Annotated in this window: 15 protein-coding genes and 1 pseudogene; 5 read left to right on the forward strand and 11 right to left on the reverse strand. The window is 63.7% G+C overall.

Features of this window, described 5'->3' with window-relative positions:
• Window position 1: 1 nt before the first annotated feature.
• Together PPL01S_RS16190 and PPL01S_RS16195 are read left to right on the forward strand one after the other, a co-directional pair.
• Window positions 2-4,228: an RHS repeat-associated core domain-containing protein gene (locus PPL01S_RS16190; RefSeq protein ID WP_016393015.1), complete on the forward strand. Its 4,227-nt coding sequence runs from the start codon at window positions 2-4 to the stop codon at window positions 4,226-4,228.
• On the forward strand, window positions 4,228-4,821 hold the full coding sequence (locus PPL01S_RS16195; protein WP_016393016.1) for an SMI1/KNR4 family protein: 594 nt from the start codon (window positions 4,228-4,230) through the stop codon (window positions 4,819-4,821). The genes PPL01S_RS16190 and PPL01S_RS16195 overlap by 1 nt, the downstream gene beginning before the upstream one ends.
• A gap of 322 nt (window positions 4,822-5,143) precedes the next feature.
• Here PPL01S_RS16195 and PPL01S_RS16200 read toward each other — a convergent pair.
• Window positions 5,144-6,125, reverse strand: a pseudogene (locus tag PPL01S_RS16200) (IS5 family transposase).
• 218 nt (window positions 6,126-6,343) lie between these two features.
• Here PPL01S_RS16200 and PPL01S_RS16205 point away from each other — a divergent pair.
• Window positions 6,344-6,775 (forward strand): DUF2628 domain-containing protein, encoded by a 432-nt coding sequence (locus PPL01S_RS16205; protein WP_016393017.1) that lies wholly within the window; start codon window positions 6,344-6,346, stop codon window positions 6,773-6,775.
• 57 nt (window positions 6,776-6,832) lie between these two features.
• Here the strand turns inward: PPL01S_RS16205 and PPL01S_RS16210 are convergent, their stop codons facing one another.
• Genes PPL01S_RS16210 through PPL01S_RS16235 form a run of 6 tightly spaced genes read right to left on the reverse strand, consistent with a single transcriptional unit; the run spans window position 6,833 to window position 13,635 of the window.
• Complete coding sequence (locus tag PPL01S_RS16210) at window positions 6,833-8,458, reverse strand: BatD family protein (RefSeq protein ID WP_016393018.1); 1,626 nt, start codon at window positions 8,456-8,458, stop codon at window positions 6,833-6,835.
• Window positions 8,455-10,170: a tetratricopeptide repeat protein gene (locus PPL01S_RS16215; RefSeq protein ID WP_016393019.1), complete on the reverse strand. Its 1,716-nt coding sequence runs from the start codon at window positions 10,168-10,170 to the stop codon at window positions 8,455-8,457. The genes PPL01S_RS16210 and PPL01S_RS16215 overlap by 4 nt, the downstream gene beginning before the upstream one ends.
• Window positions 10,167-11,243, reverse strand: coding sequence for a vWA domain-containing protein (locus tag PPL01S_RS16220; protein WP_016393020.1), 1,077 nt, complete (start codon window positions 11,241-11,243; stop codon window positions 10,167-10,169). The genes PPL01S_RS16215 and PPL01S_RS16220 overlap by 4 nt, the downstream gene beginning before the upstream one ends.
• The gene (locus PPL01S_RS16225) at window positions 11,236-11,730 is read right to left on the reverse strand and encodes a DUF4381 domain-containing protein (protein ID WP_016393021.1); all 495 of its coding nucleotides are present in this window, start codon (window positions 11,728-11,730) and stop codon (window positions 11,236-11,238) included. Before PPL01S_RS16225 ends, PPL01S_RS16220 begins: the two co-directional genes overlap by 8 nt.
• Window positions 11,727-12,671, reverse strand: a complete 945-nt coding sequence (locus tag PPL01S_RS16230) for a DUF58 domain-containing protein (protein WP_016393022.1) — start codon at window positions 12,669-12,671, stop codon at window positions 11,727-11,729. The genes PPL01S_RS16225 and PPL01S_RS16230 overlap by 4 nt, the downstream gene beginning before the upstream one ends.
• A 4-nt stretch (window positions 12,672-12,675) precedes the next feature.
• Window positions 12,676-13,635, reverse strand: a complete 960-nt coding sequence (locus PPL01S_RS16235) for an AAA family ATPase (RefSeq protein ID WP_016393023.1) — start codon at window positions 13,633-13,635, stop codon at window positions 12,676-12,678.
• Between the two features lie 187 nt (window positions 13,636-13,822).
• On the opposite strand from PPL01S_RS16235, the gene PPL01S_RS16240 reads away from it, so the two are divergent.
• Window positions 13,823-15,106, forward strand: a complete 1,284-nt coding sequence (locus PPL01S_RS16240) for a T6SS phospholipase effector Tle1-like catalytic domain-containing protein (RefSeq protein WP_016393024.1) — start codon at window positions 13,823-13,825, stop codon at window positions 15,104-15,106.
• A gap of 67 nt (window positions 15,107-15,173) precedes the next feature.
• Here the strand turns inward: PPL01S_RS16240 and PPL01S_RS16245 are convergent, their stop codons facing one another.
• From PPL01S_RS16245 to PPL01S_RS16260, 4 genes are all read right to left on the reverse strand, one after another.
• Window positions 15,174-16,505 (reverse strand): MFS transporter, encoded by a 1,332-nt coding sequence (locus PPL01S_RS16245; RefSeq protein ID WP_016393025.1) that lies wholly within the window; start codon window positions 16,503-16,505, stop codon window positions 15,174-15,176.
• A gap of 44 nt (window positions 16,506-16,549) precedes the next feature.
• A complete protein-coding gene (gene lhgD, locus PPL01S_RS16250) occupies window positions 16,550-17,743 on the reverse strand; it encodes an L-2-hydroxyglutarate dehydrogenase (RefSeq protein ID WP_016393026.1) in 1,194 nt (397 codons plus the stop codon).
• Between the two features lie 103 nt (window positions 17,744-17,846).
• Entirely contained in the window at window positions 17,847-18,557 is a 711-nt protein-coding gene (locus PPL01S_RS16255) for a FadR/GntR family transcriptional regulator (RefSeq protein ID WP_016393027.1), read from the reverse strand.
• 199 nt (window positions 18,558-18,756) lie between these two features.
• Window positions 18,757-19,110 carry a hypothetical protein gene (locus PPL01S_RS16260; protein WP_016393028.1) on the reverse strand — a complete coding sequence of 118 codons (354 nt, stop codon included), beginning with the start codon at window positions 19,108-19,110 and terminating at the stop codon, window positions 18,757-18,759.
• A gap of 245 nt (window positions 19,111-19,355) precedes the next feature.
• Between PPL01S_RS16260 and PPL01S_RS16265 the strand changes: the two genes are divergently transcribed.
• Window positions 19,356-24,221: an NAD-glutamate dehydrogenase gene (locus PPL01S_RS16265; RefSeq protein ID WP_028626034.1), complete on the forward strand. Its 4,866-nt coding sequence runs from the start codon at window positions 19,356-19,358 to the stop codon at window positions 24,219-24,221.
• Window positions 24,222-24,313 lie beyond the last annotated feature (92 nt).

Raw genomic sequence — 24,313 nt, forward strand, 5'->3', positions numbered from 1 at the left:
CATGTTCGAAGCGGCCAGGTTCGGCGACGAGATATCGCACACCAGCGCACTGGGGGGCTTCCTGATCGGAGCAGCCTTGGGGATAGCGCTGGTGGCCACGGTGGCCATCGCCACCTTCACCTGCGGGTTCGGCGTGGCCTTGCTGGCCGGCCTCGCGGCAGGCATCGGAGGCAGCTTGCTGACCGCTGCCGGAGAGGCGATAGGCAGTCTGTTTTCATCCCCCTCAGGGACGATCACGACTGCCTCACCCAACGTCTTCATCAACAGCCGCAAGGCCGCCCGCGTCGAGAAGAGCATCGGCGCCTGCGACAAGCACCCAGGGCCGGTGCAGATCGCCGAAGGCTCGACCAATGTCTTCATCAACAGCGTCGCGGCGGCGCGCAAGGGCGACAAGCTGACCTGTGGCGCGACCATTTCCGGCGGCTCGGGCAACGTCACCATCGGCGGCGGCACCTACCGCTACCTGCCGGTGGACGATGAAATCCCCAAGTGGCTGCGTACCACCGTGGACGTGCTGATGGCCGTCGCTGGCGCCGCAGGCGGTATCGCCCAGCTGATCAAGGCCGGCACCCAGGCCGGCATGAAAGCGGTGATGCCCTGCGCCCTGAAATTCACCGCAGGCTTCGTCGCCGGCGAAGTCGCCAGCCGCTACGTGGTCGAACCGGTGGCGCGCAGGGCCATTGGCGGCCTGGTCGGCAACCCGGTCGACCTGACCACTGGCCGCAAAGTAATTCCCGATGAGATCGACTTCAGCCTGCCGGGCCTGATGCCCATCGAGTGGTCGCGCTTCTATGCCAGCGACCTCAGCGTCGACAGCGTGCTCGGCCGTGGCTGGGTATTGCCCTGGGAGCAGAGCCTGCGTCGCAACGGTAGTTTCATCTACCTCACCGACAACCAGGGCCGCGAAGTGCCGTTCGTGACCCTGCAGCCGGGCGAGCGCATCTACAACCCGCACGAGCAGGTGTACCTGGTCTGTACCGAGGGTGGCCATTACCTCCTGCAGACGCTCGACAACCTGTTCTTCTACTTCGGCGAAGTGCCGGACACCAACACCAGCGTGCCGCTGCAACGCCTCGAGAACGCCCTTGGCCATTTCCTGCATTTCACCCGCACCCCAGACGGCACGCTGACCGACATCAGCGCCACCGGCGGTACCCGCGTGCACCTGCACTACGACAACCCGCTGGGCCGCCTCACCGACATCAAGCGAGTGGTGAACAACCAGCCGGTGGAAACGCTCACCCAGTACCGCTACGACGAGCACGGTCAACTCAGCGCCGTGGTCAACCGCAACGGCGACACCGTGCGCAGCTTCAGCTACGCCGAAGGCCTGATGGTCACCCACAGCAACGCCCTGGGCCTGGGCTGCCACTACCGCTGGGAAACCCTCGGCAGTCAGCCACGTGTGGTCGAGCACTGGACCAGCGACGGCGAGCACTATCACTTCCGCTACGACCTCGACGCCCGCACCAGCTGGGCCACCGATGTGCTCGGCCGTGAACTGGAAGTGCAGTACGACGTCGACCACCGTGTGATCGTCAGCCGCGACTACGGCGGTGAGCGTTATGCCATCGAGCTGGACGACAACGGCAACATGGTCGGCCTCGACCTGCCGGACGGCAACCGCCTGCAGTTCCAGTACGACGAATTCGCCCGCCTGCTCGCAGAAATCGACCCGCTGGGGCGCACCATCGCCTACGAGTACCACCACCTGACCACGCTGGTGACCAAGGTCAGCTACCCCGACGGTGCCACCTGGCAGGCGCGCTACGACGACCAGGGCAACCTGCTCGCCGAAACCGACGCCCTGGGCCACCTGACCGAGTACCTGAACGGCGAAGATGGCCTGCCGCACACCATCATCGATGCGACCTACAAGTCCAAGTACCTGTGGTGGAACACCCTGGCGCAGGTCGAGCGCTATCAGGACTGTTCGGGCAAAAGCACCTATTACCGCTACGACGACCGCCACCAGCTGGTGGCCGTGACTGATGCGCTGAACCAGACCACCACCCTGGAGCGCAAGCCCGACGGGGAAGTGCTGCGCATCCATCATCCGGATGGCAGCTCGGAAAGTTTCACCTACAACGTCTACGGCCAGGTCATCAGCCACAGCGACGGCAAGGGCCAGACCACCTGCCTGCTGCGCACGGCACGCGGGTTGCCGAGCAGCCGCGAGGATGCCAAGGGCCAGCGCATTCGCTACGAGTACGACAAGGCCATTCGCCTGACGGCACTGGTGAACGAAAACAACGCCACCTACAGCTTTGCCTACGATGCGTCGGACCGACTGACGGAAGAGGTGAGGGTGGATAACCTCACGCGGCGTTTCACTTACAGCGTCGGTGGCCACCTTACCCGGCTGGATGAGATCGGCTATGGCGAGCGGGGAGAGCGCCCGGAGCGGCATACCCTGTTCGAGCGCGATCCCATCGGGCGCTTGGTCGCCAAGCTCAACCGCGATGCCCGGCAGGAGTTTGTGTACGACGACGGTGACCGGTTGCTGAGCATCGAGCGGCAGCCGAGCGGTATCGGTAAGCAACTGGGCGTCTCCGCAGAAAAGCTGGAGTACGCCTACGATTTGCTGGGCCGTCTGACCCAGGAAATCACCCCCAGCGGCACCCTTGGCTATGAGTACGACCCACTCAGCAACTTGACCACGCTGACCCTGCCGGACGGGCGCAAGGTCAACCACCTGTATTACGGCAGCGGCCACCTGCACCAGTTGAACCTGGATGGCCAGGTGATCAGCGACATGGAACGCGATGACCTGCACCGCGAGGTGTACCGGACGCAGGGCAAACTGACTAGTTGCTTCGGCTATGACGCCATGGGACGCAAGGCCTGGCAGTTCGCATCGACATTACCCGCCGAGAAACTCTCCCAGGTGCACAACGCGGGTATCCACACCTCATTGCTGGTGGAGCATGCCTATAACCCAATTCACCGCCGTTACCAGTACGACCCGGCCGGTGAGCTGGTGCGTACTCTCGACAAGTTGCGGGGCGAGATCAAGTACCAGTACGAAGCCAACGGGCAGTTGCACAGCCGAGATACCGGCTCGCTGATTGGCAGCGAAGAGTTCCGGTATGACGCGGCGGCCAACCGCCTGAACTTCAATGCGCGGCAGTTTGACAAGGTCAAGGACAACCGCATCCAGCAGTGGCGGGATCAGGAGTACCGCTATGACCCGTGGGGCAACCTGATCGAGAAGCGCTCGGGGCATAGCAGGCTGCAGAACTTTAGCTATGACTGCGAGAACCGGCTGGTGCGTGCCGAGACGCTGGTCAATGGCAAGCTGGAGAGTACCGGGGAGTATCGGTACGACAGCCTCGGGCGGCGGGTTGCCAAGCACGCGGAAATCAATGGCGAGGTCGAGCAGAAGCGCTTCCTTTGGCAAGGGCTGCGGATGCTGCGTGAGGAAACGCCAGGGCAAAGCATCGTGTACCTGTATGAGCCGGGCAGCTATGCGCCGTTGGCACGCATAGACCAAGAGGAGGGTGAAGAGAAGAAGGTCTACTACTTCCATACCGATCAGATCGGTACACCGCTGGAGCTGACGGACAGTCAGGGGGAGATTGTTTGGCAGGCGACCTATCGCTCTTGGGGTTCGATCGAGCATCTGGCCGTAAACGAAATCGAGCAAAATCTACGATTGCAGGGCCAATACTTAGATAGCGAATCACGGCTGCACTACAACACGTTCCGCTACTACGATCCCGAAGTAGGTCGCTTCACTACTCAAGACCCAATCGGTATAGAAGGTGGGTTCAATCTCTATCGTTACGTTCCAAATCCGACAGGCTGGGTGGACCCATGGGGCTGGGCTTGTAATAAGCCTGGTGGATATAAAGCTGGTGATGTCGATGTACACGGTAACCTATCGCCACAAGTGAACAGGGCTATCGGTAATAAGAATATTGCCGCAGATGATTTTGTCCAGTCCCACCACTTTATCCAACATGAGTGGGCCAAGCTTAACGTAAAAGGATACAAGAGGAATAGCGCGCCAGCCATTTTGCTAAAGAGTAGCTCGGGTGAACCACATGCTATGATTTCTGCCATGCAACGGTCGAGGCGTAGCGCATCTGGGTTTGGCGGGACATTGCGCGACGAATTCAATGTTGCGTACAAGGAAATGATTGACGCCGGGGTTAGTCCTGGCGCTGCAAAACGTGCAGCAAGTAGATCTTATAAATACTATGAGGCTTTGGGAGCGTTTAATTAATGGTGATTTATACTGAGCGTCGTGGCGCTGCTTCTGATAAAGATATTGAGGCTTTAAGTAAACGTCTTGGCCTTTCTAATGGCTCATGGGTGGTTGGTTTCTGGAAAGCAAGTGACGGAGCGCTCCTGAATGATCAGGTTGTAATTTATTCAGTGGGGGATATCGAGGAGCGTAATAGTACATTTGAAATCGATAAAAATTTTAAAGGTAAGATTGCTGTCGGAGACGACTCTGGTGGCAGAATGATATTGATCGATAAAAGCGGAGTGCCTGGGTTTTGGCTGGTGGATTCAGGTAGTGTTTCACTAGACGAATTTGATAAATTCGAATCGCTTGAAAAGCTTTTAGATTTTATAGAAGAGGATGAGGAGGGTGATTTAGGGACGGGTGTAGGTGATATCATCACCATAGGAGGTTGCAAGCCAAGTCTCGAAGAGATTGTTGGTATAAAGAAATCGTTGGGAATTGACTCTTCGGTGGTGTATTTAAAAAAAATATTAGCTGAACCGGGGGAGGTCATCATGAAAGCTGTTTATGCGCAGAAATATAGGGATTCGCTGCTAAAGTATTCGCATATTATTCGGTTTAAGTAAGTTCGTCATTGTTTGAATTTTGTAAATATGCGCTCTTTTAAAATTTGCTATTTCAGGCGCGCCTTATTGCTGGTTGTGCTATCAGAAAGGTACGTTTTTGAGCTGAAGTAACATTCCTTGTACTTGCTAGTCGTAATTGCGTTCCTATCAGCCGCGGGGGGCACAATGAGTAGGATTTAGGCATTGACTACGCTTAGGGAAACTCCGATCAACTTGCCGCAACCGCGCGGCAAGTTGAAAATATCGTGGCGTTCGGCGCTATATTCTCGTGAAACGTCTCGTGCGCACCGCCTTGTCGGGCTTTTCAGCCCATTTCTCCGTGTTAAACGCGCAACTCGCCCATACCCATCAGCTGTTTTCGAACCATCCACAGATTTGACAGGGCGAACAGCGTGGTCAGTTGAGCGGTGTTTTTCATCAGCCCACGAAAGCGCACTTTCACATAACCGAACTGGCGCTTGATCACTCGAAAAGGATGCTCAACCTTGGCACGCGTCTGGGCTTTGCAATACTCGATTTTGCGCTTGGCTCTTGTAGAGCATGCTGCGTTTATTGAGCCTGGAATAAGTGCTGCGCCGCGCGGCGATCTGCCAGATCACCTCACGATTTTCATGCTCATCACGCTTCTCGACACCGGTGTACCCCGCGTCGGCATACACCGCGCTTTCATCACCGTGCAACAGCAGCGCAACTTGGGTGACGTCGGCCACATTCGCCGCCGTGCCGTGAACGTGGTGAACCAGCCCCGACTCAACGTCAGCACCGATATGCGCCTTCATCCCAAAGAAGTATTGGTTCCCTTTCTTCGTTTGGTGCATCTCTGGATCACGCTTGCCGTCTTCGTTCTTGGTCGAGCTGGGCGCATGGATAATCGTCGCATCGACAATGGTGCCCTGACGCAGAGAGAGGTCTTTTTCCTGCAAATAACCATTGATGACCGCAAGGATCGACGGTGCCAACTTATGCTTTTCTAGTAAATGCCGGAAATTCATGATCGTGGTGTCTTCAGGAATCGGCGCGCTCAGGGTCAAATGGGCGAACTGGCGTATGGGCGTGATTTCATACAGTGCTTCTTCCATGGCCGGGTCGCTCAGCGAAAACCAGTTCTGCAACAGGTGAATACGCAGCATGGTTTCCAACGGATACGGTTTGCGGCCACCGCCGGCCTTTGGGTAATACGGCTCGATCAACGTCAGCAAGCCGCTCCAGGGCACGACCTGATCCATCTCGGCAAGGAATCGTTCGCGGCGGGTTTGCTTGCGTTTGCCGGCGTATTCGAAGTCGGAAAAGCTCATCTGGCTCATGGGCGGCTCGGGTCAGGTGGTGAAGGTGTATTTCACCACGGCGGAAGACTTGTTCGGAGATTCCCTAACTCTCTCGCGACAGCCGCGGTGTACAAGCTGTGAACCCGCTACCACCCAACCTGCCTTTTGGCTTGTGTCAGGCAGGTGGCTCATTTAATCTCCGCCCCTCTGGCCACCGCAAGGCCAGTCATCCACGGAAGAAACAGACAGGAGTCGTCATGGAAACTACCCCGCAAACCGAAGCTCGCTCTACCCACCTCAAGCCGAAATGGCAGGAGCGTTTCGCCTTCTTCGACCAGCACGGTGGCCCAGCCGCCGCGGCCTACAAAGCTGCATTCCGCGCCTTGCCGTTGGGCAAGAAGCTGCTGATCAACTTCAATGTCATCGCCTTCTTCTTCGGCCCGATCTACTGGTTTGTGCTGGGGCTGTGGAAAAAGAACCTGGTGATGCTGGGGATCATCGTGGCTGTTGGCGTGCTGGAAGCGGTCTACGAGGCAGCGACCGGTAATGTGGTGCCTCGCGCACTGGACAACGGTATCAGCATGGCCTTCGCATTCGTGTATGCCAACCTGACCAACTATGCCTATTACCTGAAGCAGGGTAAGGGGCAACAGGGTTGGAACCCGTTCGAGGGGCACCGGGCCATCTGAGTCTAGAGGCCCAGTGGGCGCCGGCTTGCCGGCGATAGGGCCCGAACGGACAGCCCATCACTTCGGATAAAGCGGCGGCAAGCTCCCACTCTCGCCCGCCGGCAACAACACCTGCTCCGCTGGCGGAATAGTCCCGATCGCCCGCCACAGATCCTCACCCTGCCAATACTGCCCGCTCTCGCTGTACAACGCCCCGTTCAACCCATCCAGCGCATCCGACAACGGCACGAAGCGCGCCGCCATCTCGGCCAGGGTCTCCGGCTGCTGCCGCGCCCAGGCATCCAGCGCCTGGCGGGTGGCCTGTGGGTCGTTGGCCAGGCAGGCACGCTTGAGGTCGTCCAGCAAGGTGCGCGGGCTCGGGCCGTTTTGCGCGGCGCGCAGGATGGCCGGTTGCGAACGGGCACGCCACCACAGGGTGAAGCCGAGCACCGTGGTCAGGGCAAAGACCAGCGTGGCGAGCTGCCAGGGCCACAGCCGGGTGCTGCCGCCGCTGGCCTCGCCGGCCGGGGTGTCGGCGCTCAATGCCGGGTTGTCCTGCACATCCAGAGTGCGTGCGGGCAGGCTGCTGTGCTCCATGTGGTCTTCACGGGTGTTCCACCAGGTGACCTCCAGCGCCGGCAGGGCCAGTTCGCCGTTATGGGTCGGCACCAGTGCTTCGCGTTCCTCGCGGTTGGCGGTCATGCCGCGTTCGCTGATCTCGTTGCGCAGCAGCGGTTGGTCCGGATAGCGGCGCAGGCCGACGATCTCGGTGGCTGGCAGTTGCGGCAGCTGGGTGCTCGACAGCCCTTCGGCACGCAGGGTGATGCTGCGGGTCAGGGAGTCGCCGATCTGCGTCTGCTGTTTGCCCGGGTCCGGGTTCCAGTGTTCTTCCAGGCTCAAGCTGCGGGCAGGCAGCCAGGGTGTGTCGGCCGGCCAGGTGGCGGGAATGGGGCGCACTGCCAGGTGCAACGGCAATGAACTGACCTGGACTTGACGGCCCGCCCGCGCAGTGCCGCCGGACGCTGGCGCATTGTCGGCAGCGGTGGCGGTGAAGGTGAGGGGTGGGATGTCCACGGCGCCGCTTTGCTGCGGGTAGAGCGCATAGCGCGTTTCGATCACGCCGTGGCGCACGCCCTCGATTTCCTTTTCGTAGGTGCGTGATTCGCCCAGCGGTTCGACCTTGACGTTTTCCAGCTGCAGTGGGCTCAGGCTGCTGTCGTCGTACAGCGACACCGAATGGTAGATGCGCAGGGTCAGCACGGCCTGGGCCTGGACATACACCTCGGTGCTGTCGAGGGTCGCTTCCACGAACACCTGGGACGCCGCGCCCTGGCGGTTGGCGTCGGCCTGCATCACCTGCAACTCGATGGGCTGGCTGCGCGACTGGCCCAGTTGCAACTCTGGGATGCGCAGGCTGCCGCTGCGCCGGGGCAGCAGGGTGATGATCCAGCGGGTGCTGGCGCGGGTCTCGCCGTCGAGGGTGTGCAGGCTGTTGAGCTGGCGTGTGCCGCGCACTTCGAAGTCGCCTTCCAGCGCGTGCAGGTCGGGTTTGCCGAACTGGGTGACGTCCTGGCTTTCCAGGGTCAGTTCCAGGGTTTCGCCGGCTTCCAGGCGGGCGCGGTCGACGCTGGCCTGCAGGGTCGGTTCGGCCTGGGCGAGCAGGGCCCACAGCAGGCCGAGTATCAAGACGCCGAGGCGACTCATCGTGGGGTTTCCTGATGCAATTGCTGTTCATACCAGAATTTGCGCCGCAGCAGCTCCGCCGGGTTGTCGGGGATCTCCCGCAGCCATTGTTCCAGGGCCTGGCGCTGCTCGGCGTCGAGGCTGGTCGACACCGGCCGCTGGGGCGGCTGGGTCACGCCATCGTCACTGCCTGCCTGGTTGTCGGGCGCTGCCTGGCTGTTGCTGCTGCCTTCGCCGGCTTGTTCGGCGCTGGCGGGTTGTTCTTCGCCGGGTGTGCCCTGCGGGCTGCCGGCCGAGCTGCTGTTGCCCTCGGTTTCGCTGCCCGGCGTGCCTTGGGCATCGCCATTGGCCGGTTGTTCCTCGGCTTGTGCCTGGCGCTGCTGCAACAGTTGCTGGACCAACGCCTGGTTGGCCAGCGCCGGCGACAGATCGGGCTGGCGCTCCAGGGCCTGATCATAGGCATCCAGGGCCGCTTCCAGTTCCCCGCTGCGGGCCAGGGCATTGCCTCGATTGTAGTGGGCCGCAGCGCTGTTGCTCTGGGCGAATGCCTTGGCGGCGGCGGCATAGTCGCCGGCCTGGTACAACGCCATGCCGAGCCATTGCGGGTCCTGGAAGTGGCGCGCGGCCTCGGCCGGGCGATTGTTTTCGAGCAGATGCTGGCCCTGCTGGTCGGGGCGCAGCCACAGGTCCTTGAACTCGAACGCCTGGCTGGGTTGGGGCAAGGCCAGCAGCAGCGGCAGGCAGAACAGCCAGCCGCGGCGTCCGGCGCAGGCGGCCAGCAGCAACAGGGGAAGCAGCAGCCAGTAGCCCTGGTCGGCCCAGCTGTCGAGCTGCAGATTCTGGCCATCGTTGCGCAGGCTGCGCGGGTTGTCGAACAAGCCCAGGCCACGCAGGTCGAGGTCATCGATGCGGGCATGGCGATAGCGCCCGCCGGTAGCGCTGATGAATGCCTTGAGGCCAGGGCTGTCCAGACGCGGCACGAGGATGCCGCCCTGTTCGTCCTTGAGGAATTCGCCGTTGGCCTGGCGCACCGGTGCACCTTCGGCGCTGCCGATGCCCAGCATCGACAGGCTCGGTCCCTGGCGGCCGAGGGCCTGGACGATACCCTGGCGCTCCGGCGCGCTCAGCGCCGAGCCGATCAGCAACAGGCGACCCTGGCCCAGGCCGCTCTGGGCCAGCAATGCCAGGCCTTTCTGCACGGCGAGGTCGGCGCGCTGGCCCGGCTGCGGCATGATCGACGGGTCGATCGCCTCGAGCAGGTTGCGCGTGGTGCCCAAGTCGTCGGAGAGCGGCACCAGGGTATGCGCACTGCCGGCATAGACGATCAACGCGGTCTGGCTGTCGCTGCGGTGCTCGAGCAGGTCGAGGATCTTGCGCCGGGCCTGTTCCAGGCGGTTGGGCGCTGTGTCCTCGGCGAGCATCTGCGGGGTCAGTTCAAGCAGGATCACCAGCGGATCGGCCGGGCGCTGGCGGGATTCTTCCAGGCGCTGCCAGCTCGGCCCGAGCAGGGCCAGCACCACCAGCAGCCAGGCCAGCCCCAGGGCGACCCAGGGCAGCTTGCTGTTGCTGCCGCTGCCACCGCCCAGCAGCACCGGGTGGAATGCCGGCGGCAAGATCATCTGCCAGCGCCCGGCACGCTTGCGTCGGTGCCAGAGCTTGAACAGCAGCCAGGCGAGCAGCGGCACGACGAGCAGCCAGAGCGGGCGCAACCATTGTGGCCAGAGGTCGATCATCGCCGTTTCCTCAGGCGCAGCCGTTTCAGGCGTTCGCGCCACTCCGGGTGGGGCTGCAGGAAGCGTGGCCTGCGCAGCGCACGCTGCAGCAGGTTGTCCGGCCATTGCACGGCCACCACCAGCAGCACGCTGAGCAGCAAGGCCAGTGCCAGCGGCCAGGCGTACAGGGCCTGGGCGGTACGTGCCTGGGTCGGCTGCTGGGCCACGGGTTCGAGTTGGTCGAGAGTGTCGCCGATGGCGTCCAGTTCGGCGCCGTCGTGGGCGCGGAAATAGGCGCCATGGGTCAGTTCGGCGATCTCCTTGAGCGAGGCTTCGTCCAGGTCCAGGCTCGGGTTGAGGCCGAGCAGGCCGGGCGTTCCGCTGGCCTCGGGGTTGGCGCCGATGCCGATGGTGTAGATGCGCACACCTTCCTGGGCGGCCAGGCGGGCGGCGGTCAGCGGGTGGATCTGCCCACCGTTGTTGGCGCCGTCGGTGATCAGCACCAGTACCCGGCTTTGTGCAGGGCGCTGGCGCAGGCGTTTGACCGCCAGGCCAATGGCATCGCCGATGGCAGTGTTCTTGCCGGCGATGCCAATCTGCGCTTCATCGAGGAAGGTGCGCACGGTGCGCCGGTCGAAGGTCAGCGGTGCCTGCAGGTAGGCCTGGCTGCCGAACAGGATCAGGCCGACGCGGTCGCCCTTGCGGTCCTGGAGAAAGTCGCCGAGCAGTGCCTTGACCAGGTCCAGGCGACTGATCTCCTCGTCCTTCCACTGCATGTCGGGGAAGTCCATGGAGCCGGACACGTCCACCGCCACCAGCAGGTCGCGGCCACTGGCGGCGACCGGCACGGGTTCGCCGAGCCATTGCGGGCGGGCGGCGGCCAGCAGCAGCAGCAACCAGATCAGCACGAAGGGAGCCTGCTGGCGCCAGGTTGGCAGGTTCAGGCGCGCCCGGCGCCCGGCCAGGCCTTCCAGTTCGCGCAGGAAACCGACCTTGAGCACTGGTTCGCCGCTGTCGGCGGCGGGCAGCAGCAGGCGTGCCACCCAGGGCAGCGGCAGCAGCAGGAAGATCCACGGCCAGGCCAGTTCAAACATGTTTGCGGATCCAGGTTTCGACGGCCTGGCTGAGCCCGGCGATGGCCTTGTCGTCGAGCTTGCACTCGGGCTTGTAGGCGCCTTCGACCAGCACCATCCAGCGCGTCAGGCCGGCGGCCGGGCAGCGGTTGTCGAGAAATGCCAGCCACTGGCGGCCATTGAGGGTATGGCTGTTGGCGCCGGGGTAGTGGTTGCGGCACAGGCGCTTGAGCAATGCGTTGATCTGCTGCAGCCAGGCGCCGGCCGGCGCGCCGTCGTAGGGGCGCGGCAGGCGGGCGAGCTCGGCCAGGGCCTCGACGCGCACCGGATCGAGCGGCAGTTCGGCGCGTACCACGCGGCGTTTGCCCGGCCGCCAGTGGCGCAGTCGCCACATGCCCCAGCCCAGCGCAGGCAGGATCGCCAGCAACAGCCACCAGCCCGGTGCCGGTGGCCACAGGCCGATCGCCGGCGGCGCGATCAACGGTTGCAACTGGTCCAGCGGATTCATTGGCCGCTCCCTGGGCGCTGGGCGTTCAGGTACTCGCGCAGCTGCTCGATCATCTCGCTCTGGGTGCTCAGCGGCATCAGCAGCACACGCAGCTTCTGCGCCATCAACTCCCAGCGTTCGATGCGCGCTTCGGCCTGTTGACGGTAGGCCTGGCGCAGGTTGGCGTCCAGGGTGTCGAGCTCCAGCTGCGCGCTGCGCTGGGCGAAGCGCAGCAGGCCGGCGGCGGGCAGGGCATGGTCGAGCGGGTCGGACACGGGCATCAGCAGCAGGTCGCTATGGCGCGAGAGCATGGCCAGGTGCTGCTCGGCCTGTGCGCTGAGCGAGCGTTCGTCGCAAATCACGATGGCCAGGCTGCCAGGGCGCAGCACTTCACGGGCACGGCGCAGGGCCAGGCCGAGGCTGTCGGCCTGGGGCGCGGTTTCGGTGTGCAGGGCCTGGTTGACCTTGGCCAGGCGGTTGAGCAGCTGCAGCAGGCTCTGCTTGCTGCGCCGTGGTTTGATTTCGTGGTGCTCGTAGTCACCGAACACCAGCCCGCCGATGCGGTCGTTGTGGCCCAGCGCGGCCCAGCCGAACAGCGCGGCGGCCTGCGCTGCCAGCACCGACTTGAACATCAGGCCTGAACCGAAGAACAGCCGTTGGCTCTGCTCGACCAGAATGAAGATGGGCCGTTCGCGTTCTTCGTGAAACAGCTTGGTGTGTGGCTCCTGGGTGCGGGCGGTGACGCGCCAGTCGATGTTGCGCACGTCGTCCCCGGCCTGGTAGACCCGTACCTGGTCGAAGTCCACGCCGCGCCCGCGCAGTTTGGAATGGTGCAGGCCGACCAGCGGGCTGCGCTGGCCCGGGCGGGAAAACAGCTGGATCTCGCGCACGCGGTGGCGCATGTCGATCAGCTCGGCGAGGCCGATGCGGATGCCGGGTTCGGCCTGTTGCGCGGTGGGCATGGGGTCAGGCAACGGCGACGACGTCGAGGATGCGCTGGACCACGCGGTCCTGGTCGATCCCCGCAGCCTCGGCTTCGAACGACAGGATGATACGGTGACGCAGCACGTCGAACAGCACGGCCTGGATGTCTTCGGGGCTGACGAAGTCGCGCCCGGCCAGCCAGGCGTGGGCCCGTGCGCAACGGTCCAGGGCGATGGAGCCGCGTGGGCTGGCGCCGTAGGCGATCCAGTCGGCCAGTTCGGTGTCGAACTTGCCCGGGGTGCGGGTGGCCATGACCAGCTGGACCAGGTACTCCTCCACGGCGTCGGCCATGTACAGGCCGAGGATTTCCTTGCGCGCGGCGAAGATCGCCAACTGGCTGACCCGCCGCTCGGGCTTCACTTCGCCGCCGAGGGCTTCGCCGCGGGCCTGGGCAAGAATGCGCCGCTCCACGGCGGCATCGGGGAAGCCGATCTTCACGTGCATCAGGAAGCGGTCGAGCTGGGCTTCGGGCAGCGGGTAGGTGCCTTCCTGTTCGATCGGGTTCTGCGTGGCCATCACCAGGAACAGCGGCGACAGGTCGTAGGTGCTGCGGCCGACGCTGACCTGGCGCTCGGCCATGGCTTCGAGCAGGGCCGACTGGACCTTGGCCGGGGCGCGGTTGATTTCGTCGGCCAGTACCAGGTTGTGGAAGATCGGCCCCTGCTGGAACACGAAGCTGCCAGTTTCCGGGCGATAGATTTCGGTGCCGGTGATATCGGCCGGCAGCAGGTCAGGGGTGAACTGGATGCGATGGAACTGCGCCTCGATGCCCTCGGCCAGTTCCTTGATGGCCTTGGTCTTGGCCAGGCCAGGTGCGCCTTCGACCAGCATGTGGCCGTCGGCCAGCAGCACGATCAACAGGCGTTCGACAAGCTTTTCCTGGCCGAGGATCTGGGAGGAAAGAAAGGTGCGTAGCGCGATCAGCGCTTCACGGTGTTCCATCGATGACGGTTCCTGGAATGAGGCCAGGTCGAGCGCGGAAGGCAACTGACCTGGCAAGGGGGGATACTTTAATGCATCCGCGGTGCCGCGTCGAAATCTGCGCTCGATGTTTGCAGCAATCGCCGATTTTCCAACGGCGCCAGCTGTCGCCTGCTTGTTCGCTCCTACACAGCAATGGAGCGTCACGATGGACAAGCAGCAAGGTGCAGCAAAGCTACGGGTGGGGGTTTTCTTCGACGGTACCGGCAACAACCAGGCCAATGCCCTGGGGTCTGGCGGCGGTGCAGCGGGCAGTTACGCCAATGCCGTGAGCAACATCGCCCTGTTGCACGCGCTTTACCCCCGTGACCGCGTGGGCGATCGCCTCTTTCTCAAGTGCTACGTGCAGGGCATCGGGACGGGCGATGGGGTGCCTGACTCTGCATATGACCAGGCAACCGGCAGAGGGCAGACAGGGGTTGGCGCCCGCGTGGAGCAGGCGCTGGTCGCCGTGGCGAAGCAAGTGCGCGAGTGCCTGGCGGGCGCACCGTCGCAATTGCCCGAACACATTGCGTTCGACCTGTTCGGTTTCAGCCGCGGTGCGGCAGCGGCCAGGCACCTGGCCAACAAACTGGTCAAGGGCAACAGGTGGCTGCCGCCCGAGTTGCAGGGTGACAGGGTGATCGAATTCATTGGCTTGTTCGACACGGTGGCGGCGATCGTCGCGCCGCTGCACGGTAACTTCGACCCCGCCAATGACGATTACGATGGCCTGCAGCTGGGGCTTGGCCAGGGCATTGCACGGCGGGTAGTACAGCTGGTGGCGGGTGATGAGCGGCGTCACAACTTCCCGCTGCTGCGCAGCGACAACGATATCGTCGTGCCTGGCGTCCATTCGAATATCGGCGGTGGCTACCCGGTTTCCCTGCGTGAGCAGGTGCTGTTGTGCAAACCGCAATCGAGCCGAGTGCCGGCCAGCACCCCGGCTACGCTTACCCACGCGTACCGTGCAGTGGATGCGCTGCTGGCTACGGCGAGCGCTGAGCTGGGCGAGCCTCTGCCACGGCTGGAAGTCTGGGAGGAGCCTGTAGCGGGGGGCCGGAGCAGGCGGGAGGACCCCGAGAAACAGGTCTACGCCGCTCTGTACCGTGAGCGGGAAGTAAAGGGGCATCTGTCGCGGGTGTACCTGAGCATCATGCGTGATCTGGCCGTCCAGGGCGGGGTGCCATTCGCGGCCCTGGGCGAGGATGAGGCGCACCGGCTGCCGGACGAGTTGCAAGTGATCAGCGGCAAACTGCATGACTTCGCCCTTGGGCGTAGCCATCAATTGCAGCTGGCGCCCGCCGAGCATGCACTGTTGCGCAGCCGGTACGTGCACACCTCGGCGCACTGGAATGCGCTGAAGGGTTTGCGCAACAGTGCGTTGGATACCCTGTACATCGACCGGCCGGCGGAAGGTGGCAGGGTCGTGCATGACAACCCGCCTGGTTGATCGCGGCCTGGCACTGTCGGCCTGATTGCAGGCGCTCCCGCGATCAGGCCGACAGTGGTGCAGCGCCTCAGTTCTTCGAGGTCGAGTGCTTGCGCCCCTGGTCACACAGGGCGAACACCACCACCAGCACCCCGGAAATCGCCAGGATCAATGCCACGCCATCGGTGGAGTGGGTCGCCGACCCGGCCACCAGCGCCAGTCCGCCCAGCGGTGCCAGGCCTCCGGCCACCGCAGTACCGATCTCGCGCCCGGTGCCGAAGCCCGAAGAGCGGGTCTCGGTCGGGAACTGGCGGCTGAGGAACGAGCCCTGCGGGGCGAACATCATCGGCGCCAGGATGCCGGTGCCGATGCCGATGGCCAGGTAGATCATGGTCGGCTCGCCAGTACTCAGCAACTGCAGGAACGGGTAGGCGAACAGGGCCGACAGCACGCCGCCGAGCATCAGTACGGTCTTGCTGCTCCAGCGGTCGCACAACCAGCCGAACAACGGCACGGTGAAGATCGCCACCAGGCTGGCGATGGTCACCGACAACGAGGTGACATGCGCCTCGACCCCTTTGAACTGGGTCAGGTAGGCCAGCGAGAAAGTCTTGAAGATGTAGCTCAGGGCGTTGTAGCCGATGGCCACGAAGAACACCACGGCCAAGCCCTTGAGGTCGTTCCGGAACAGCAGCTTGAGCGGCGACACCTGGGGTTTGTCGTCGACCTTGCCGTGCGCCTTCTCGAAGTCAGGCGTCTCGGGGATGCTCTTGCGCACCCACAGGCCGATCGCCACCAGGGCGATACTGGCGATGAAGGGAATGCGCCAGCCGCCGGACAGGAGGAACGCATTGCCGTTCATGGTCAGCACATACACGGTCAGCGACGACAGCAGCAGGCCCAGGTTCAGCCCCAGCGCCGGCCAGGCGCCCTGGCTGCCGCGCTTGCCTTCGCTGGCGTGCTCGTAGGAGGTGACCGCTGCGCCCGACAGCTCGGCACCGGCACCCAGGCCCTGGATGATGCGGATCACCACCAGCAGGATCGGCGCCCAGATGCCGATCGACGCGTAGCTCGGGATCAGGCCGATCAGCGCGGTGCACACGCCCATCATGCAGAAGGTGATGACCAGCACGTGCTTGCGCCCGAAACGGTCGCCCAGGTAGCCGAACAGCACACCACCGAAGGGGCGTGCGATGAAGCCGATGGCAAAGGTGGAGAACGCCAGCAGCGACGCCACGGCCGGGTTGCTGGCATCGAAGAAGATCTTCGAGAAGACGATCGCTGCCATGGTTGCGTAGAGGTAGAAGTCATACCACTCCAGCATCGAGCCGAAGATGGTCGCCGCGGCCACCTTGCGCAGGCGCTTGCGTTGTTGTTGCGGGGTTTCGCTTGCGGCCGGCGCCGCCTCGTGTACCGACATCAGAGGTTCCTTATTGTCTTTGTAGTGGTGTGTTGCAGCAGTGTTCAGCGGGCCTTGAGGATCTTCTCGGCGATCATCTGGCCGATCGGGATGGCCGAGGTGGCAGCCGGCGACGGCGCATTGCAGACATGCACCATGCGCGGGGTCTCGGCGAACAGGAAGTCGTGGACCAGGCTGCCGTCACGCATCACCGCCTGGGCGCGGATGCCGGCCTCATAGGGCAGCAGGTCCTCGACCTGCAGCGACGGGCAGTACTTGCGGCATTGCTCCAGGTAGCCGCGCTTGAACAGCGAGTTCTTCATTTCGGCGGTGCCGGAGCCGAGGTTGTTCCAGATGGTCTTCCAGAACCCCGGGAAGCGCGCGTACTCGGCCACATCACGCCAGTTCACCGCGAACTTGCGGTAGTTCTCCCGGCCAAAGCCGAGTACGGCGTTGGGGCCGACGGTGACGCTGCCGTCGATCATGCGCGTCAGGTGCACGCCGAGGAACGGCAGCTCCGGGTCGGGAATCGGGTAGATCAGGTGGTTGACGATCTGGTTCTTGCTGGCTGGCAGGCGGTAGTACTCGCCGCGGAAGGGGATGATCTGGTGGTCGATCCTGACCCCGGCCAGGCGCGCCAGGCGGTCGGACTGCAGGCCGGCACAGGCGACCAGCTGGCGGGCGCGCCAGGTCTGGTTGCTGTCGCGGATCTCGACATGCTCACCCAGTTCGCGGATGGCCTGCACGGTGGTGGACAGCCGCACTTCGCCGCCGGCCTGTTCGATGACCTTGGCCATGGCATTGCACACGTGCGTGTAGTCGACGATGCCGGTGGCGTCGACGAACAGCGCACCGAGGCCGGCGATGTTCGGTTCCCGGCGCTTGAGCTCGGCGGCGTCGAGGCGCTCGACCTTCAGGCCGTTCTGCTGCGAGCGCTCGTACAGCGCCTGCATGCGCTGCATTTCCAGCGGGTTGGAGGCTACCAGCAGCTTGCCGCAGACGTCGAAGGCGATGCCATGTTCGGTGCAGAAGTCCTTGGTGGCCTGGGCGCCGCGCTTGCACAGTTCGGCCTTGAGGCTGCCGGGGGCGTAGTAGATGCCTGCATGGATCACGCCGCTGTTGTGGCCGGTCTGGTGACGGCCGAGGCTGGCTTCCTTCTCCAGGATCAGCAAGGAGGCGCCGGGGCGCTGTTGCAGCAGGGCCATCGCGGTGGCGAGGCCGACGATGCCGCCGCCGATGATGCAGTAGTCGTAGGTCATGCAGGGGTACCTTGGTGTTCTTGTCGGTGGATCTGCTTATCAGGTTGTCAGACTAAGTGGTGCATGCAAAAGGCCTCGCCAGGCGATGGCAGGTTCTCCAGGGTCAGTCGAGGGTGGGAAGGTCGATTTTCAGGCGTTTGGCCGAGGCGCGCAGGTGGGTTTCGGCACAGGCCGCCGCGGCTTGGCGATCGCCGTCGGCAATGGCCTGGTACAGCGCCTGGTGCTCGCGGTTGGCATCGGCCGAGCCGCCCGCCGAGTGGGTGGCGGAGTTTTCCCAGGCGGTGCGCCGTGCGCTGGCCAACTGGCCGCCGAGGAAGTCGTGGAAGGCCACGAAGTAGTCGTTCTTGCTGGCTTCGGCGATGGCCCGGTGGAAGGCCACGTCGGCCGCCGAGGCGGTGGCGAAGTCGCTGCTTTTGTCGAGCATGGCCTGCAGGGCCTTGGCCATGTTCGCCAGGTCTTGCGCGTCACGGCGGCGGGCGGCGATGGCGGCGGCCTGGGTTTCGATCCACAGGCGCATTTCGAACATCTGCACCAGGTCTGGCTTGCGCCCCTGGCTGCCGGGGAAGCGGAACACGGTGCCGTTGGGGGTTTGCGAGATATAGGAACCGAGCCCGCGACGGGCGATCAGCACGCCATCGGCCTTGAGCTGCGCCACGGCCTCGCGCACTACCGAACGGCTGACATTGAGCTGTTCGGCCAGTTGCTGTTCGGTGGGCAGGCGCGATTCGGCGGCCAGCCGGCCGGAATCGATCTCGGCGCGGATGGCGCTGACGACACGCTCGACGAGGGTGTCGGGGCGCTGGAGCTCTAGCATGGAAACGGTTGCCTAATGGTCAGGTTGTCAGACAATGCCTCTGATGGGGCTGGGCTGTCAATGATTTCAGAGGGTTATGAGGTGGAAAGGGGAGAGATGGGGGTATGGCGTGAAGGTTGTGGTGGTGCATAAATCGAGCGCTGCCCGCGCGGCGCTCGATCTCATGGGCGCTGCATAATCACCGGCATGCACTACCCCGTCAAAGCTCGCTGACGAACGTCCCGGTGCCGTCAAGAATATTGCGCAAGGTCAGCGCCACCTCTTCCAGGTCAGTCCCGGCCGATGTCAACACGATCTCCAGCGATTCGTCCCCCTTCAACGCATCCCGATCCCCAGCCGCCACCTCGATCAGCAAGCGCTGGGCACTCAAGGTCACCTTCAGCCCATCCAGCGTCGAAGGTTCGTCGTCCAGGGTCAGGTCGACGGTGTCTTCGTCCGGATAGCGGGTCAGCAGGAACATCTGGCCCTTGTCGCTGTGGCAGCACAAGGTCGCCATGTTGTCTTCCTCGTCGTCGCAGGGGGTAGCGAAGAGCAGGGCGGTATTGATTTGCATGGCTGACTCGGGTCAATGAAATGAAGGGGAATTCTGACAGTGTTGTGGGCATCCATAAACGTAAAGTTACCGCCCCTTGAACGAAATTGTCGCAGCGCTGCAAGCGGCAATGACCGATCAGTCGTTAAGCTTCGGCGAGCCCTGAACTTTACGTCCGGCTTGCCACGGGTTGGCTATCGTTGATCCGTGAACGTCGGACGCACGCGACGCTTCAACTATTACAAAGCCCAAGCGGAGTACCACAGATGGCGTTCTTCACCGCAGCCAGCAAAGCCGACTTCCAGCATCAACTGCAAGCGGCCCTGGCGCAGCACATCAGCGAACAGTCCCTGCCACAAGTGGCGCTGTTCGCCGAGCAGTTCTTCGGCATTATCTCTCTGGACGAACTCACCCAGCGCAGGCTGTCGGACCTGGCCGGCTGCACGCTGTCGGCCTGGCGCATCATCGAACGCTTCGACCCCGCGCAACCGCAGGTGCGGGTGTACAACCCCGATTACGAGCGCAACGGCTGGCAATCGACCCATACCGTGGTCGAGGTGCTGCACCATGACCTACCGTTCCTGGTCGACTCGGTGCGTACCGAGCTCAATCGCCGCGGCTACAGCATCCACACCCTGCAGACCACGGTCCTGAGCGTGCGCCGCGGGGCCAAGGGCGAGCTGCTCGAACTGCTGCCCAAGGGCACCCAGGGCGAAGGCGTGCGCCACGAATCGCTGATGTACCTGGAGATCGACCGCTGCGCCAATGCCGCCGAACTCAACGTGCTGACCCGCGAGATCGAGCAGGTGCTGGCCGAAGTGCGCGTGGCGGTAGCCGATTTCGAGCCGATGAAAGCCAAGCTGCGGGAAGTGGTGGCACTGGTCGAGCAAACCCCGTTCGCGCCGGTTCAGCACGAAAAGGGCGAGGTCAAGGCGTTCCTGGAATGGTTGCTGGACAACCATTTCACGTTCCTCGGCTATGAGGAATTCACCGTCCAGGCCGACAGTGCCGGCGGCCAGATGTTCTACGACGAGCAGTCCTTCCTCGGCCTGCCGCGTCGCCTGCGGGTCGGCCTGACGCCTGAAGAGCTGCGCATCGAAGACTACGCCGTGGCCTACCTCGCCGAGCCGCTGCTGCTGTCGTTCGCCAAGGCCGCCTTGCCCAGCCGCGTGCACCGCCCGGCCTACCCTGACTACGTGTCGATCCGCCAGCTGGACGCCGATGGCAAGGTCATCAAGGAACATCGCTTCATGGGCCTGTACACCTCGTCGGTGTATGGCGAGAGCGTGCATGCCATTCCCTACATCCGCGTCAAGGTCGCCGAAGTCGAGCGCCGTTCGGGCTTCGACCCGAAAGCCCACCTGGGCAAGGAGCTGGCCCAGGTGCTCGAAGTGCTGCCGCGCGACGACCTGTTCCAGACCCCCATCGACGAGCTGTTCAGCACCGTGATGGCGATCGTGCAGATCCAGGAACGCAACAAGATTCGCGTGTTCCTGCGCAAGGACCCGTACGGTCGCTTCTGCTACTGCCTGGCCTACGTGCCACGAGAAATCTATTCCACCGAGGTGCGGCAGAAGATCCAGCAGGTGCTGATGGAGCGTCTGAAGGCCAGCGACTGCGAGTTCTGGACCTTCTTCTCCGAGTCGGTGCTGGCGCGCGTCCAGCTGATCCTGCGGGTCGACCCGAAGAATCGCATCGACATCGACCCACAGCAGCTGGAAAACGAAGTGATCCAGGCCTGCCGCTCGTGGCAGGACGACTATTCGGCGCTGGTGGTCGAGAATTTCGGCGAAGCACAAGGTACCAACATTCTCGCCGACTTCCCCAAAGGCTTCCCGGCGGGCTATCGCGAGCGTTTCGCTGCGCATTCGGCGGTGGTCGACCTGCAGCACGTGCTGGCGCTGTCCGAAAGCAAGCCGCTGGCGATGAGCTTCTACCAGCCGCTGACGCGCGTGGGCGAACGCCTGCTGCACTGCAAGCTGTACCACGCCGATACCCCGCTGGCGCTGTCGGACGTGCTGCCGATCCTCGAGAACCTTGGCCTGCGCGTGCTCGGCGAGTTCCCCTACCGCGTGCGCCACGCCAGCGGCCGGGAGTACTGGATCCACGACTTCGCCTTCACCTACAGCGAAGGCCTGAGCCTGGACATCCAGCAGCTCAACGACATCCTGCAGGACGCCTTCATCCACATCGTCCAGGGCGACGCCGAGAACGACGCCTTCAACCGCCTGGTGCTCACCGCCGGGTTGCCGTGGCGTGACGTGGCGTTGCTGCGTGGCTACGCCCGTTACCTCAAGCAGATCCGCCTGGGCTTCGACCTGGGCTATATCGCCAGCACCCTGAACAACCACACCGACATCGCTCGCGAGCTGACCCGGCTGTTCAAGACTCGCTTCTACCTGGCGCGCAAGCTCACCAACGAAGACCTGGACGACAAGCAGCAGCGCCTGGAGCAGGCGATCCTGGCCGCTCTGGACGACGTCCAGGTGCTCAACGAAGACCGCATCCTGCGCCGCTACCTGGACCTGATCAAGGCCACCCTGCGCACCAACTTCTACCAACCGGATGCCAACGGCCAGAACAAGTCGTACTTCAGCTTCAAGTTCAACCCCAAGCTGATCCCCGAGCTGCCCAAACCCGTGCCGAAGTTCGAAATCTTCGTCTACTCGCCACGGGTCGAAGGCGTGCACCTGCGCTTTGGCAATGTTGCCCGCGGCGGCTTGCGCTGGTCCGACCGCGAAGAGGACTTCCGCACCGAAGTGCTGGGCCTGGTCAAGGCCCAGCAGGTGAAGAACTCGGTGATCGTGCCGGTCGGCGCCAAAGGCGGCTTCCTGCCACGGCGCCTGCCGCTGGGCGGCACGCGTGACGAAATCGCCGCCGAAGGCGTGGCCTGCTACCGCATCTTCATCTCGGGCCTGCTCGATATCACCGACAACCTCAAGGAAGGCGGCGTGGTGCCGCCGGCCAACGTGGTGCGTCACGATGACGACGACCCGTACCTGGTGGTGGCAGCCGACAAAGGCACCGCGACCTTCTCCGACATCGCCAACGGCATCGCCATCGACTACGGCTTCTGGCTGGGCGATGCGTTCGCCTCGGGCGGCTCGGCCGGTTACGACCACAAGAAGATGGGCATCACCGCACGTGGTGCCTGGGTGGGCGTGCAGCGCCACTTCCGCGAGCGCGGCATCAACGTGCAACAGGACCCGATCACCGTGATCGGTGTCGGTGACATGGCCGGCGACGTATTCGGCAACGGCTTGCTGATGTCGGACAAGCTGCAGTTGGTGGCGGCGTTCAACCACCTGCACATCTTCATCGACCCCAACCCGGACCCGGCCACCAGCTTCGTCGAGCGCCAGCGCCTGTTCGACCTGCCGCGCTCGGCCTGGAGCGATTACGACACCAGCATCATGTCCGAAGGCGGCGGGATCTTCCCGCGCAGCGCCAAGAGCATCGCCATCAGCCCGCAGATGAAGGAACGCTTCGCCATCGAGGCCGACCGCCTGACCCCGACCGAGCTGCTGCATGCTCTGCTCAAGGCGCCGGTGGACCTGCTGTGGAACGGCGGCATCGGCACCTACGTCAAGGCCAGCAGCGAAAGCCACGCCGATGTCGGCGACAAGGCCAACGACGCGTTGCGGGTCAACGGCAACGAGCTGCGCTGCAAGGTGGTGGGTGAGGGCGGCAACCTTGGCATGACCCAGCTGGGCCGTGTCGAATTCGGCCTGAACGGCGGCGCCACCAACACCGACTTCATCGACAACGCCGGTGGCGTGGACTGCTCCGACCACGAGGTCAACATCAAGATCCTGCTCAACGAAGTGGTGCAGGGTGGCGACATGACCGAGAAGCAGCGCAATCAGCTGCTGGGCAGCATGACCGATGAAGTGGGCGGCCTGGTGCTGGGCAACAACTACAAGCAGACCCAGGCCCTGTCGCTGGCGGCGCGCCGCGCCCGCGAGCGGATCGCCGAGTACAAGCGCCTGATGGCCGACCTCGAAGGCCGTGGCAAGCTGGATCGGGCCATCGAGTTCCTGCCGTCCGAGGAACAGCTGGCCGAGCGCCTGGCCGCGGGGCAGGGCCTGACGCGTGCCGAGCTGTCGGTGCTGATCTCGTACAGCAAGATCGACCTCAAGGAGCAGTTGCTCAAGTCGCTGGTGCCGGACGACGACTACCTGACCCGCGACATGGAAACCGCCTTCCCGCCGTCGCTGGTCAGCAAGTTCGCCGAGGCCATGCGCCGCCACCGCCTCAAGCGCGAGATCGTCAGCACCCAGATCGCCAACGACCTGGTCAACAACATGGGCATCACCTTCGTCCAGCGCCTGAAGGAGTCGACCGGCATGAGCCCGGCCAACGTCGCCGGCGCCTACGTGATCGTGCGCGACATCTTCCACCTGCCGCACTGGTTCCGCCAGATCGAGGCGCTGGACTACCAGGTCCCGGCGGAAATCCAGCTGACCCTGATGGACGAGCTGATGCGCCTGGGCCGCCGTGCCACCCGCTGGTTCCTGCGCAGCCGGCGCAACGAGCAGGATGCCGGGCGCGACACCGCGCACTTCGGGCCGAAGATCGCCCAGCTGGGGCTCAAGCTCGACGAGCTGCTGGAAGGCCCGACCCGCGAACGCTGGATGGTCCGCTACCAGAGCTTCGTCGATGCCGGCGTGCCGGAACTGCTGGCGCGCATGGTCGCCGGTACCAGCCACCTGTACACGCTGTTGCCGATCATCGAGGCGGCGGACGTCACCGGGCATGAACCGGCCCAGGTGGCCAAGGCGTTCTTCGCCGTGGGCAGTGCGCTGGACCTGACCTGGTACCTGCAGGAAGTCAGCGCCCTGCCGGTGGAGAACAACTGGCAGGCCCTGGCCCGCGAGTCGTTCCGCGACGACATCGATCTGCAGCAACGGGCTATCACCATTTCCGTGCTGCAAATGGTCGATGCACCACAAGACATGGATGCCCGCGTGGCGCTGTGGGCCGAGCAGCATCGGGTGATGGTGGAGCGCTGGCGCGTCATGCTCGACGACCTGCGCAATGCGACAGGCACCGACTATGCGATGTATGCGGTGGCCAACCGCGAGCTGGTCGACCTGGCGATGAGCGGGCAGGTGGCGGTGGTGCCGTCCTGATCGGTCAGGTGAAATGAAAAAGCCCCGGCAGTGATGCCGGGGCTTTTTTTGGGTCATTGCCTTGAGTTCTATGGCGTTGCGCAGATCGAGCG

This window comes from Pseudomonas plecoglossicida NBRC 103162 = DSM 15088, assembly GCF_000730665.1.
GTDB lineage: Bacteria > Pseudomonadota > Gammaproteobacteria > Pseudomonadales > Pseudomonadaceae > Aquipseudomonas > Aquipseudomonas plecoglossicida.